The following is a 12,468-nucleotide window of genomic DNA, read 5'->3' as shown; positions in this document are numbered from 1 at the left end:
TAGCTTTAGCTTATGGGCGGCTTAGTCGAAAGGGGGTATTTTCGGGAGATAAATTCAAGGTCTACTGAAAGTTAATCTACGAACTAAATCCAAAAACTGATGAAAACGAAGGCATGTCGGCAAGACATATTACGAATAGTTTCATTTGGTAATTATAATACTGACAATCCCGCACTTTAACCGGCATTTCCTAACGCGCCATTATCATGTGCGCAAAAGGTCGCGCCGAAGCGCGATAGCCTGAACGTGGCGTTACCGGGGACGGGCGCTAATGCGCCTCGTCCCAATTGTTCGCGGCGCGGGCTTCGACCAGCAGCGGAACGGAGAGCGCAACGGCGGGCAACGCCGCCTGCTCCATGACGTCGCGCACCTTCTTGATGGTCGCCTCGACGTCCGCCTCGGGCGCCTCGAACACCAGTTCGTCATGCACCTGCAGCAGCATTTGCGCATGCAGTTTCGCCGCCTCCAGCGCGGCGTCCATGCGGATCATGGCGCGGCGGATGATGTCGGCGGCGGCGCCCTGAATCGGCGCATTGATCGCCGCGCGCTCGTTGAAGGCGCGCTCCGAGGCGTTGCTCGACGTAATGCGCGGATAATGGCACTTGCGCCCGAAGAGAGTGGTCACATAGCCCTGTTCGCGGCAGAGCTTCTTGGTCGCGTCCATATAGGCGCGAATGCCGGGGAAACGCTCGAAATAGAGCTTGATGAAGGCGCCGGCCTCCTCGCGCGAAATGCCGAGCTGGTTGGCCAACCCAAAGGCGGAAATGCCATAGACAATGCCGAAATTGATCGCCTTGGCGCGACGCCGGATTTCCGCCGGCATGCCCTCGACCGGCACGCCGAAAATCTCCGACGCGGTCATGGCGTGAATGTCCTTGCCTTCCGCGAACGCCTGTTTCAATTGCGGAATATCGGCGATATGCGCGAGCAGCCGCAATTCGATCTGCGAATAATCGGCCGAGATCAGCTTGTGGCCGGGGCTGGCGATAAAGGCGCGGCGGATTTTTCGCCCGGCCTCGTTTCGCACCGGAATGTTCTGCAGATTCGGCTCGGATGAGGACAGCCGCCCGGTCGAGGTCGCCGCCAGCGCATAGGAGGTGTGGACGCGGCCCGTGGTCGGATTGATGAAGCGCGGCAAAGCCTCGGCATAAGTCGAGCGCAATTTCTGCACCTGGCGCCAGTCGAGCACCCGTGCGGCCAGTTCATTGCCCTGTTCGGCGAGATCGTCGAGCACGCTGGCGGACGTCGACCAGGCGCCGGTCGCGGTCTTCTTTCCGCCGGGCAGGCCGAATTTGCCGAACAAGATATCGCCCAATTGCTTGGGCGAGCCGAGATTGAAGGCCTCTCCGGCCAGTTCCTGAACCTCGGCCTCCAACCGCGCCATATCCTGCGCGAATTCGCCGGCGAGCCGCGACAGGATGGCCCGGTCGACGCAGATGCCGCGCCGCTCCATCCGCGCCAGCACGACCGCCATGGGACGCTCCAGCGTCTCATAGACATTGGTCATGCCTTCGGCGGTAAGGCGCGGCCGCAGCGTCTGCCACAATCTGAGCGTAACGTCGGCGTCTTCCGCCGAATAATCCGTCGCCTTGTCGAGCGGCACGCGCGCGAAGCCAATAAAACTCTTGCCCTGGCCGGCCACCTCGCTGAACGGAATCGGCCGATGGCCCAGCCATTTCAGAGACAATTCGTCCATGCCGTGACCATTCAGGCCCGCATCCAGCGCATAGGAGGCGAGCATGGTGTCGTCGGTCGGCGCGACCTCGATGCCATGCTGGGCCAGCACCAGCCAATCATATTTGACGTTCTGCGCGATTTTCACCACGGAAGGGGCGGTGAGCAGCGGGCGCAGCCGTTCGAGCACGTCACGCAAAGGAAGCTGGCCGGGAGCGAGATCGCCGCCGCCGAACAGATCGTCCGCGCCGGGCGCCCTATGGCCGACCGGAATGTAGCCGGCGCGATTGGGCGCCAGAGCCAGCGACAGGCCGACGAGATTGGCCTGCATCGGATCGAGCGAATCGGTCTCGGTGTCGAAACAGACCACGCCCGCCTCGAAAGCCTGCGCGATCCACGCGTCCAGCGCCTCCAGCGACGATACGCAAACGTATTGGCCGCGGTCGACCGCCGTCGCCAAGGCGGCTTCGGCCCGCGCCTTGGCGAGGGCGGCGGGCGTCAGGGCGGCGTCCGGTTGCGCGGCGGCTTTTGTCGCCGCGCGGGGCGCCGGGTCACCGTCAGCCTCCGCGGCCTTGGGCGGCGCGGCCTCGCCATTGCGCCCGCGCCAGCCCTTGGGGCCGACAAAGGCCGGATCGGGCTCGATCGCCGCGACATCGACCTCGAACAACTCGCCGACGCGGCGGGTGATGGTGGTGAATTCCATGGCCTTGAGAAAGGCCACCAGCGTCTTGCCGTCGGGCTGGTACAGGCGAAGGTCGCCCAGCGGCGTCGCGACCTTGACGTCCCGGACCAGCTCGACCAGCTTTCTCGACAACCGCACTTTTTCAATGACGTCGGGGTTGGTCAGCGTCTCGCGGCGCTTGTTCTGCTTGATCTCGCCAGCGCGGGCGATCAGCGTGTCGAGATCGCCATATTCGCCGATCAATTGCGCCGCCGTCTTGACGCCGATCCCCGGCGCGCCGGGGACATTGTCGGTGGAATCGCCAGCCAAAGCCTGAATATCGACGACCTTCTCCGGCGGCGCGCCGAAATAGGCGATCACCTCGTCGCGGCCGATGCGCCGCTCGTCGCGCTCGCCCGAGGCCGGATCATACATCGAAACGCCGGGCCGGATCAGTTGCATCAGATCCTTGTCGGCGGAAATGATGGTGACGTCGGCGCCCGCTTCGGTCGCCTGTCTGGCATAGGTCGCGATCAGGTCATCGGCCTCGTAGACGTCCTGCTCGACGGGTTCGAGCCCGAAGGCGCGCACGGCTTCGCGAAACAGCGGGAACTGCGGAATCAGGTCCTCCGGCGGCTCGGAGCGATTGGCCTTGTAGGCGGGGTAGATGTCCTTGCGGAAGGAATTTTCGCTCTTGTCGAAAATGATGGCGAGATGGGTCGGCTTGACGCCGGCGGCGCCGTCTCGGACGAATTGCAGCAGCTTGGCGCAGAACAGGCGCACGGCGCCGGTCGGCAGCCGGTCGGCCCGGTAATTATATTTCTGGTCCTGCCGGATCGACTGGAAATAGGCGCGAAAGATGAAGTTCGAGCCATCGACGAGAAAGACATGGTCGCCGGAGGCGAGTGGACGGGCGGCGTCGGTCATGCGTCTACTTTTCGAGGAATCGGCCGCCCGCGAGCGACGGAGCGCCTTTATACGCCAAGCGGGGCGCAGGCCCAAGGGCGTGGGCGCCGGCGTAAATTTGCTTTGCCGAAGCGCGGGTCATCGGCTAAACAGGACGCGAAGCACCCGTAGCTCAGCTGGATAGAGCGCTGCCCTCCGAAGGCAGAGGCCAGGGGTTCGAATCCCTTCGGGTGCGCCAATAAATTCAATTAGTTAGGTAGATTACTGCGACAAGCACAATAGGCTTAGCGACCACATAGCGACCGCCTATCGTTTTTCCGACTGCGCGTAATCGTCTTTCAAAGACATTGTGGTTCGATGCCGAGATTGAACCCCAAACAGGGGCTCTCCAGAGAAATCTCACCCCAACTCGGGGTTTCAGCTTCGTCGCAGATGGGCGGAAAGCCGCCAAAGGTCGACCGGCGGGTTTGGGAAGGACAGCGGAAGGACCGGCGGCTGGACATTGGGAACATCCATTAAGCTTCGAAAGCTCGTCTGATTCCCTTAGCGCCCAACAATCGCATCGCCCGCGGCGGCGCTATGCAATTCCGAGCCGGCAGGCAGGAACTGCCGAAGATAGGGAATGAGGGACTCCCAATCCGGATCCGGGACGGAAGCCGCCAGATAGCCGTCGGGGCGAACCAGCGCGACGAGACCGTCATGATCCGACAGACCGGACCGCGCCTCCAGCAGATCGGGAAAGCGGGTCGCCATTCTGGCGGCGCCGGCGCCTCCGCACACGCTGAAGCGCGGCGCGTCGCCCGATCCGAACGGCGTCTCCGCCAGGACGGGCCTCACCCGCGAACCTGCCGGAGCGGGTCCCTGGCTTGGGCAATTGAGCGGGCTATCGGGATAGCTGACGGAGACTTCAGCCATCCGCCCGACGATGGCGCGTTGTATCGGCGCGAGTCCCATTAGAATATGGGCGACGAAGTCTCGCACGTGCTGCAGCGAATGATCGCTGAGCGTCCCCATCCGGGTCATGCGCCCGGAGGCCGCGATAACCCCCGCGCCCACCGACCTGCGCTCCGCATCATAGCTGTCCAGCAGCGCCGGCGCGGCAGGGGCGCCGCGGCTCGCCAGCGCCAGCTTCCAGGCCAGATTGACCGCGTCCTGAATGCCGGTGTTCATGCCCTGGCCGCCCGCCGGGCTGTGGACATGGGCGGCGTCGCCGGCCAGGAACACACGCCCAGAGCGATAGCTTTGCACCTGCCGCTCATTGATGCGGAAGGCGCTGGTCCAGACCGCGTCCGTGAGCGTCACGCCGCCGGGGCCCCGGATGTCAACCAGTTTCTGGAAGGCTTCCCGCTCCAGCGCGACCGGCGGCTCTCCGGTAGATGCTCCAAGGCTGGTGATAACGCGGGCGCGATCGGGCGCCATCGGAAAGAACAGCAGCGGCCCGTCCTCGTGCCAGAAAATGGCCATCTGGCTGGACGGGAAGGGATACCCGCTCAGGTGAAAATCGCCCTGCGTCCAGTCGAGGCCCATGGCGTCGCCATCGAAGGCGAGGCCGAGGCGATGTCGCGCCATACTATGGGCCCCGTCGCAAGCCACCAGCCAGTCGAAGCATTCAGCACTCTCGGCGCCGTTGGCGCTGCGCAGGCGAGCCGAAACGCCGCCTCCATCCTGGTCGAAATCGAGCAGTTCGACGCCGAATTCGGGCGCCACGCCGTGGGCAGCCAGATGGCGCCGCAGCACGGCCTCGGTTTCGTATTGCGGCGCCATCAGCACGAAAGGATAAGGCGACGGGATCTGATCGAGCTTCAGCGAGGTCACGAGCCGGCCGCGCGAGAGAATATTGGCGGCGGCGACCTTATTTCCCAGAGGAAGCAGATCCGCCGTCGCGCCGGAGCGGTCGAGAAGCTCGAGCGTACGCGGCCAGACCGCTACCGCCCGCGATGTCCGGGAAGCTTCCGGGATTTTGTCGACGATTCGAACGGGAACGCCGAAACGCGTCAATTCCAAAGCCATGGTCAGTCCTACCGGCCCGGCCCCGGCGACGAGAACTCCATTCGTCATGATCCTCTCCCTCATCGTCTTATTGAGCGGGTTGCGCGCGAGCGCCCGGCGTCGTTAGTTCTCTTCCTCAAATAGCCAGATCTCGGCGGTGGGCTGGGGCAAGCCAGCGCCCTCGCGCAGTCCGAGGAAGGCGGGAATGCGTCGCTGCTGCTCCGGCGTCAGGGCGACGACGAGCGGCTTCATGGCCTGTGTCACCGTCTTCAGGTCGCGCGCGCGCGCAGCCTCCGCATCGGCGATGCGTTCGAGAATATCCAGGAAATTGCCCGGCGCCGGCGCCCTGGCTCGCTCTGCCCGGCGCGCCGCCGAAAGCCTCGCCACATCGCGGATGGCGCTCTCCACGGCAGGCCAGAGTTTTTGTTGCTCCGGCGTGAGCGCGATCACGGTCTTCAGCGCCAGGATGCGCGCATCCAGCACAGCCTGCGCATCCTCTGCGCTATTGAGTTCGATGGCGGGAGACTCCTGCGTTGCGCTGGAGGGCTCGACGGACTGCGCCTTGGCGACCGGCGCGGCGATGATGAGCGCGCCCATCAGGGCGGCGATGAATGTGCGTTTCACGGCAATTACCTTTCTTGAGACGGGGTTAGGCGGGGCAGGACTCGAGGTCATTGCCATCCGCCGCCGGGAAGGCGGCCGTGATAGGGTGTGTCGCGGCAGTGCCCCCAGGGGCCGCGCCAGAAGCCGGGCGGACAGCCATTGCCGAAATAGCCGTAGGCGGGAGGCAGGTCATAGACCCATCCGCCGCCAGGCATCCGGCCGGTGAACGGGGTGTCGCGGCAATGGCCCCAGGGCCCGCGCCACGCACCCGGGCCGCAACCCTGGGCGACGGGGATGAGGGCCTCGGCGCTTGGCGCGGGTGATCGCGCCACCGGCAGGGCCGAGGCCGGCAACGCCGTCAGCGCGCCGAGCCAGAATCCGGAAAGCAGAGAGAGTCTGAATCGCATGGGAGAACTCGCATTGTGACGTATCTGGCTGGAGGAAAGGCCCGACCAGCAAATGCCGGGCGACCGTCTTTGTCTCCAATGCGCAAAAACTAATCCTGCATGTCCGGGCGACGCATCGCCAGAAGTGGTGATGCGTCGCCGGGCAACCGCGCACTGTCGGGATAGGTTTTGGGTTCGCGAACAGATTGCGGAGGCGTTGAATGTGGGCCGCTCCTCTGGCATCTTCGCGGTCGCCATTGGGGCCGCCCACTGTGAAAGATACCGAGCGTCAAATTGCCGATTGCGTCGGCGCCATCTATCAAGCCGGCTCCGGCGACGGAGATTGGCTTGACGTCGGCGAGCGCATCTGCCGGCTCATGAACGCTCAACGAGCCTTGCTGAACCTGGGCGGCCCCAGCGGCCCCAAAAATCTCTTGATGCCCTCCGACGGCAGCGAGGCGGCCTATGCCGCCCATTTCCATGCGTCCGACCCTTATGCCGCCAAGGCGCGCCGCGATTATGCCGAAGCGCGGGCCTATCACCTCGGTCGCGCGAAGCTCGGCGCCGAGCTGGTTGCGGAAAGCGATTTCCTCCGCAGCGAATTTTTTTTCGACTTCGCCCGGCATCATGAACGCCGTCATGTGATCGGGGGCATGGCCGGCATCACCGAAGCCACGCCGGTGCTGGTGTTCCGCAATGATCGAATCGGCGCTTTTGACGAAACCCATATTCGGATTCTTCAGGCCTTGATGCCGCATGTGCAGCGCGCGCTCGAGCTGCGCTTGCGCCTCGCGCGCGACGGCCAGACGGTTTCACTGACTCGGGCGGCTCTCGACACGCTTCCCGTCGGCGTGGCCGTCGTCGACGCGGGCATGAAGATCCTCTTCATCAATGACAGCGCCCGCGAATATTTGGCCGGTCCCGGCGCCGGCCTCGTGGCCATGCGCTCCGGCCGCCATGCCGGCGGGGGAGTCTCGCTTGCGGCGATGTCCCGCGAGGAGGCCGGCGGGCTGCGGCGGCTCGTCGCCTCCGCCACATCCGGGGGCGCCGGCGGCGCGATGCGGATCACCTCCCGTGATGCGGTCGCGGCTTTGACGGTCGCCCCGGCGCCGCCGGGCCTCGCCGCCGAGGTCAGAGGCAGGGAAATCGTCGGCGCGGGAGAAGGTCTCGCCTTGCTCGTGCTGCGCTCCCTCGATCAGAAGGTTTCGCCGCAAGCGGAGATGTTGTGCGACTTGTTCGGCCTCAGCCGGGCCGAAGCGGAGGTTGCGGTTTCGCTGACCGGCGGGGCCAGCGCCGAGGACGTCGCGCGCCGGCGCGGCGTCTCGCTCATGACCGTCCGCAGCCAAATCCGTTCGATTCTCGGCAAGTCGGAAGCCGAAAACCTGAGACATTTCGAGCGCACCATGGCGACGCTCGCCGTGCTGGCGTCACAAGGCCGTTAGGGATTAACCGGGAATCTGATCGTCCCCTGTCAGAGTTCGGGCGCAGGCGGCGAGCAGGATCACGGCCACGCCCATGACGCCGGCGGTCAATCCCATCGCGGCGCCATAATTGTGGTGAAACTCCCCGGCGAGCCAGATCTGGATATTAGCGTTGGCAGCGGCCAGCAGGTTCCCGGCCTGGTAGACGAAGCCGGGGAATGTACCGCGGATTTCGGCCGGCGACAGCTCGTTCAGGTAGACCGGAACCACCCCCCAGGCGCCCTGAACGCAGACCATCAGCGCGAAGGCGCTCACACCCAGCGTCAGCGGCGTTGCGGCGAAGGCCCAAAAGGGCAGTACGAACATGGCCAGAGCGACAGCGAGCATGACGGTTCGACTTCGGCCCATGTCCTGGGCAAGCGCGCCAAAACCTATGCCGCCAACCAGTCCGCCAATATTGGCGACGATCATGATCAGGGAAATTGTGTCTGCGTCGAGCCGATGTTGCACGCCGAGGAACTCGCTCGGATAGAGATCCTGCACCCCATGCGAGAGGAAATTGAGCGCCGTCATGAGAAGGACCGCGAAGACGGCAAGCTTAGCGTTGCGGCGCAGCACCGGCCAAAGCCTGATCTTGCGCTGCGCGGGCGACCGCATCTGCCATTCGGGGCTCTCCTGCACATTTCGCCGGATGAAGAAAGCCAGGAAGGCGGGGATGATTCCCACCATGAACATCCCGCGCCAGCCGAGCCAGGGCACGGCAAGATAGAGGAGCGAGGCGAGCAGATAACCGCTCGGATAGCCAGCCTGCAGGAAGCCGGACGCGACGCCGCGCCGTTTGGCGGGAATGCTCTCCATTGCCAATGAGGCGGCGACGCCCCATTCGCCGCCCATCGCGACGCCATAAAGCGCGCGCATGATCAGGAACGCCGTCAAGCTCGGCGCCAGGCCCGAGCCGAACTCCAGAGCCGCGTAGCACAGAACATTGAACATCAGGATCGGACGTCGTCCGAAGCGGTCCGCCAGCCGGCCGAACACCAGCGCGCCCACCGGGCGGAAGGCGAGCGTGAGGGCGATGGCGAAAGCGACGTCGTTGATCGGCGCGCCGAATGTGGCGGCCACGTCGCGCAGCACGAACACCATGATGAAGAAGTCAAACGCATCCAGCGTCCAGCCCAGGTAAGCCGCCCAAAGGGCCTGCTTCCATCGCGGCGCGGGGACGGATGGCGCGGTGTCGTCGGCCAGCGGTCCGGGCCAGGTTTCAGGTTCGATCGTTGACATGACGATGGTCCTTCCCAAAGCGGCGGCAGGTCGCCGAAGATGCGGCGTCTGACTTCCCATCAGACCCGCGACCGGTCATCCTTATTTCTGGGGATGCAAGGCGAGGGCGCGGGGCCTGGCCTCCCGGTCGTCCTGCAAGGTTGAGGAGCCTGAGTCGTGGCAAGCATGCGATGGGAGCGCTTCTTCGTCGGCGGCGCCTATGCGGGTCCCGCTGACGCGCAGGTCATGCATGGACAGATGCATGTCGAAATTCTGACCCCGGACGAGCTCCGTCACCCGTGGCCGCTGGTGTTCATCCATGGCGCGGCGCAGACCGGAGTCGGCTGGATCACGACGCCGGATGGGCGTCAGGGCTGGGCGCCCTGGTTTACGGAACGCGGCTGGAAGGTTTGCGTGGTGGATCAGCCTGCGCGCGGGCGCTCGGCCTGGCGGCCGGATGTGGATGGCGGGCTGAAGTCGATCTCGGTCAGCCAGACCGAGAACCTGTTCACCGCGCCCGAGCACAATCCCGGTTGGCCGCAGGCTGAACTGCACACGCAATGGCCCGGCGGCGCCGGCAAGGGGCGCGCGGGCGATCCGGTGTTCGACCAGTTCTATGCGAGCCAGGTCGCATCGCTGACCAATCCGGAAAGCGAGAAGCTCATGCAGGCAGCGGGCGCCGCGCTGCTCGACCGCATCGGTCCGGCCGTGTTGATCACGCATTCACAGGCGGGATTGTTCGGTTGGCTGATTGCCGATGCGCGCCCCGGCCTGGTCAAGGGCATTGTCGCGCTGGAGCCGGCAGGACCGCCCTACAAGGATTCGCTGTTCCCCAGCGGCTTCGATCGCGCGTTTGGCTTGACCAGCCTGCCCTTGACCTATGAGCCGGCGGTCACCGCCGAAGCACCGCTGGCGTTTGAACAGCAAGGCGCGTGCTGGCTCCAGAAGGGCGCGGCGAGGCGGCTGGTCCATCTCGCCGGCGTTCCGACGGCTGTGGTCACGTCGGAGGCATCCTACCATGCCGAATATGACCACTGCACGGTGGCCTATCTTCGTCAAGCGGGAGTCGAAGCCGAATTCATCCGCTTGGCGGACCGGGGCATCCACGGCAATGGCCACATGATGATGCTGGAAAAGAACAGTCTCGATATCGCGGCCTGCATCGAGGAATGGCTGAGCGGCCATGTCCGGCTTTCCGACATACCCGCCGGCAGGCGTCCGCATAACCAGTTGTGACGATGCGTGACCGGGGCGGTCTGGCTAGGCTCGGTGCAATCGAAATCGATGCGTCCGAACAGGCGCAGGCGCCGCCCGGCGCTCCAAAAAAGAGGCAATCATGTCTGATCCGTTTGAATCCACCCATCCGGCGGAGATCGCCCCCTTCGTCGGCAAGCACATTATCTACACCTACGCCAATGGCTGGCTGTACGAGATGTATTTCAAGAACGAGCGCACGATCGACTACCGCGTTCATGGCGGCATGGTCGGCGGACGCTGGGTCAAGGACCAGGAGGTCCACATCGTCCGGCTTGCCGACGGCGTGTACAAGGTCTCGTGGAACGAGCCGACCGGAACCTGCGTCAGCGTCGCCTATAACCTCAACGAGAACCGCGCCCATGGCGCGACTTTCTTCCCGCGCTGGATCGAGCTGGAGCCCGAAAAAATCATCGGCTTCCAAAACCCGAAGATCAACCTGATGCGCCAATACAGGGACGCGGGGCCGACCTATCCAATCTTCGTCGTCGACGAATTTGCCGAGATCACTTTCGTGGAAGATTGTGGCCGGGACGACGAGAGCGTCATCGCCTGCGCGCCGGAGGATCTGCCCTCCGGTTACGCCACGCGGCGGAATGTGAGCTGACGAAGCGCCGTTGTACGCCGGGCCTGTGGCGCCGGCGGAGTCACCTCTTTAAGATAGACGCATCGGCGATGCTGGGCCATCCGGGAAGCACATCATGGCGACCATCCGCGACCTGACTTACGAATTGCTCCGCCGAAACGGCATCACCACCATTTTCGGCAATCCCGGCTCGAACGAGCTGCCATTCCTGCAGGATTTTCCGTCCGATTTCCGCTACATCCTCGCCCTGCATGAGGGCGTGGCCATCGGGATCGCCGACGGCTATGCCCAGGCAACAGGCCGCACCGCGCTCGTCAACCTCCATTCCGCCGCCGGCACGGGCAATGCGATGGGCGGATTCGCCAACGCCTGGAACTCGCATTCGCGGCTTCTGGTGACGGCCGGCCAGCAGACGCGCGCCATGATTGGCGTCGAACCGCTGCTGACCAACCTCGATGCGACCACCTTGCCAAAGCCGCTGGTGAAATGGTCGTATGAGCCCGCACGCGCCGAGGACGTCCCCCTCGCCTTCAGCCGCGCCTTGCACATGTCCAGCCTGCCTGCGCCCGGGCCGGTCTACCTCTCGATCCCCTATGACGACTGGGCCAAGCCGGCCGAGCCCGAATCGCTGCGGCTGCTGGGGCGCAGCGTCTTCGCCGCAGGCGCCCTCGACCCCGGCGCGATGAACGCGCTGGCGGCGCGTCTCGACCGCAGCGCCAATCCGGTCATCATTCTCGGCCCGGACGTGGATGCGGCGCGGGCGAATGACCATGCGGTGCGCCTCGCCGAACGGCTGAAGGCGCCGGTGTGGGTCGCGCCTTCGGCGCCGCGCTGCCCCTTTCCGACAACCCACGCGCATTTTCGCGGCCTCCTGCCCGCCGGCATGGCCTCGCTTTCCCGGTTGCTCGAGGGTCACGATCTCGTACTGGTCGCCGGCGCGCCGGTGTTCCGCTATCACCAATACGAGCCCGGCCCCCTGCTGCCGCCTGGGGCCGAGCTGATCCAGATCACGTGCGACCCGGACGAAGCCGCGCGCGCGCCCATGGGCGACGCGATCGTCGGCGATGTCGGACGCATCCTCTCGGCGCTCGCCGACGCAGTGGGCGAGGCGGCGCGGGCGGCGCCGCAACCACGGGAGACGCCGCCACGGAGCGCCCCTGGCGCAGGGCCCCTGACCGCCGAGCGCGTGCTCGATCTGATGAACGAACTCGCCCCGCCGGACGCCATCTATGTCAATGAATCCACGTCCACCATCGAGGCGATGTGGGAGCGGCTGCGCTGGGAGAATCCGGGGAGCTATTATTTCGGGGCGGCGGGCGGCCTTGGTTTTGCCATGCCAGCTGCGGTGGGGGTCCAGCTCGCCGAGCCGGAACGGCGGGTCATAGCGGTCATCGGCGACGGCTCGGCCAATTACAGCGTCACGGCCTTGTGGACGGCGGCGCAGCACAATGTGCCGGTGGTGTTCGTCATCATGCGCAATGGCACTTACGGCGCCCTTCGCTGGTTTGCCGGCGTATTACATGCGGAGCGCGTGCCCGCTCTCGACGTGCCGGGCATCGACTTCGTCGCTATCGCCAAAGGCTACGGGCTCGAGGCGACGCGGGTCGATTCCGACGACGCCTTCGCCGCCGCCTTCGCGCGGGCGCTCAAGGCCGGCCGACCTTCCCTGATCGAGGTTGCAACCGCCTGGATCGGGCCCTGAGACCACGCCCTCCCGGCGTCTGGTGG

The 12,468-nt window shown here is 65.1% G+C and carries 9 protein-coding genes and 1 tRNA gene; 5 read left to right on the top strand and 5 right to left on the bottom strand.

What is annotated here, in order from left to right; genetic code table 11:
• Nucleotides 1-268: 268 nt before the first annotated feature.
• Nucleotides 269-3,262: a DNA polymerase I gene (polA, locus tag ACE3S9_RS06785; RefSeq protein WP_374545683.1), complete on the bottom strand. Its 2,994-nt coding sequence runs from the start codon at nucleotides 3,260-3,262 to the stop codon at nucleotides 269-271.
• A gap of 140 nt (nucleotides 3,263-3,402) precedes the next feature.
• Here polA and ACE3S9_RS06780 point away from each other — a divergent pair.
• Nucleotides 3,403-3,479 (top strand) — tRNA-Arg (locus tag ACE3S9_RS06780).
• A 305-nt stretch (nucleotides 3,480-3,784) separates the two neighbouring features.
• Here the strand turns inward: ACE3S9_RS06780 and ACE3S9_RS06775 are convergent.
• The 3 genes from ACE3S9_RS06775 to ACE3S9_RS06765 are packed head-to-tail and all read right to left on the bottom strand — an operon-like array spanning nucleotide 3,785 to nucleotide 6,240.
• The gene (locus ACE3S9_RS06775) at nucleotides 3,785-5,299 is read right to left on the bottom strand and encodes an FAD-dependent monooxygenase (protein WP_374545682.1); all 1,515 of its coding nucleotides are present in this window, start codon (nucleotides 5,297-5,299) and stop codon (nucleotides 3,785-3,787) included.
• Between the two features lie 54 nt (nucleotides 5,300-5,353).
• Nucleotides 5,354-5,854, bottom strand: coding sequence for a Spy/CpxP family protein refolding chaperone (locus ACE3S9_RS06770; protein WP_374545681.1), 501 nt, complete (start codon nucleotides 5,852-5,854; stop codon nucleotides 5,354-5,356).
• A 47-nt stretch (nucleotides 5,855-5,901) separates the two neighbouring features.
• Nucleotides 5,902-6,240, bottom strand: a complete 339-nt coding sequence (locus tag ACE3S9_RS06765; protein WP_374545680.1) for a GCG_CRPN prefix-to-repeats domain-containing protein — start codon at nucleotides 6,238-6,240, stop codon at nucleotides 5,902-5,904.
• Nucleotides 6,241-6,596: 356 nt separating this feature from the next.
• On the opposite strand from ACE3S9_RS06765, the gene ACE3S9_RS06760 reads away from it, so the two are divergent.
• Nucleotides 6,597-7,661, top strand: coding sequence for a PAS domain-containing protein (locus ACE3S9_RS06760; RefSeq protein WP_374545679.1), 1,065 nt, complete (start codon nucleotides 6,597-6,599; stop codon nucleotides 7,659-7,661).
• Nucleotides 7,662-7,664: 3 nt separating this feature from the next.
• Here the strand turns inward: ACE3S9_RS06760 and ACE3S9_RS06755 are convergent, their stop codons facing one another.
• Nucleotides 7,665-8,921: an MFS transporter gene (locus ACE3S9_RS06755; protein WP_374545678.1), complete on the bottom strand. Its 1,257-nt coding sequence runs from the start codon at nucleotides 8,919-8,921 to the stop codon at nucleotides 7,665-7,667.
• A 156-nt stretch (nucleotides 8,922-9,077) separates the two neighbouring features.
• On the opposite strand from ACE3S9_RS06755, the gene ACE3S9_RS06750 reads away from it, so the two are divergent.
• The 3 genes from ACE3S9_RS06750 to mdlC all read left to right on the top strand — a co-directional run bounded on the left by ACE3S9_RS06750 (nucleotide 9,078) and on the right by mdlC (nucleotide 12,442).
• A complete protein-coding gene (locus tag ACE3S9_RS06750; RefSeq protein ID WP_374545677.1) occupies nucleotides 9,078-10,136 on the top strand; it encodes an alpha/beta hydrolase in 1,059 nt (352 codons plus the stop codon).
• Between the two features lie 100 nt (nucleotides 10,137-10,236).
• A complete protein-coding gene (locus ACE3S9_RS06745) occupies nucleotides 10,237-10,761 on the top strand; it encodes a phenolic acid decarboxylase (protein ID WP_374545676.1) in 525 nt (174 codons plus the stop codon).
• Nucleotides 10,762-10,855: 94 nt separating this feature from the next.
• Nucleotides 10,856-12,442 (top strand): benzoylformate decarboxylase, encoded by a 1,587-nt coding sequence (mdlC, locus tag ACE3S9_RS06740; protein ID WP_374545675.1) that lies wholly within the window; start codon nucleotides 10,856-10,858, stop codon nucleotides 12,440-12,442.
• Nucleotides 12,443-12,468: the final 26 nt, after the last annotated feature.

Source organism: Rhodoblastus sp., assembly GCF_041915505.1.
Classification (GTDB): Bacteria; Pseudomonadota; Alphaproteobacteria; order Rhizobiales; family Beijerinckiaceae; genus Rhodoblastus.
The sequence above is the reverse complement of the archived record's forward strand: the minus strand, read 5'-3'. Positions and strand labels throughout refer to the sequence as shown.

Coding starts and splice junctions, on each gene's coding strand:
- ACE3S9_RS06775 (WP_374545682.1), bottom strand. CDS start 5,299: ATGACGAATGGAGTTCTCGTCGCCGGGGCCGGGCCGGTAGGACTGACC.
- ACE3S9_RS06745 (WP_374545676.1), top strand. CDS start 10,237: ATGTCTGATCCGTTTGAATCCACCCATCCGGCGGAGATCGCCCCCTTC.
- ACE3S9_RS06760 (WP_374545679.1), top strand. CDS start 6,597: ATGAACGCTCAACGAGCCTTGCTGAACCTGGGCGGCCCCAGCGGCCCC.
- polA (WP_374545683.1), bottom strand. CDS start 3,262: ATGACCGACGCCGCCCGTCCACTCGCCTCCGGCGACCATGTCTTTCTC.
- ACE3S9_RS06765 (WP_374545680.1), bottom strand. CDS start 6,240: ATGCGATTCAGACTCTCTCTGCTTTCCGGATTCTGGCTCGGCGCGCTG.
- mdlC (WP_374545675.1), top strand. CDS start 10,856: ATGGCGACCATCCGCGACCTGACTTACGAATTGCTCCGCCGAAACGGC.
- ACE3S9_RS06755 (WP_374545678.1), bottom strand. CDS start 8,921: ATGTCAACGATCGAACCTGAAACCTGGCCCGGACCGCTGGCCGACGAC.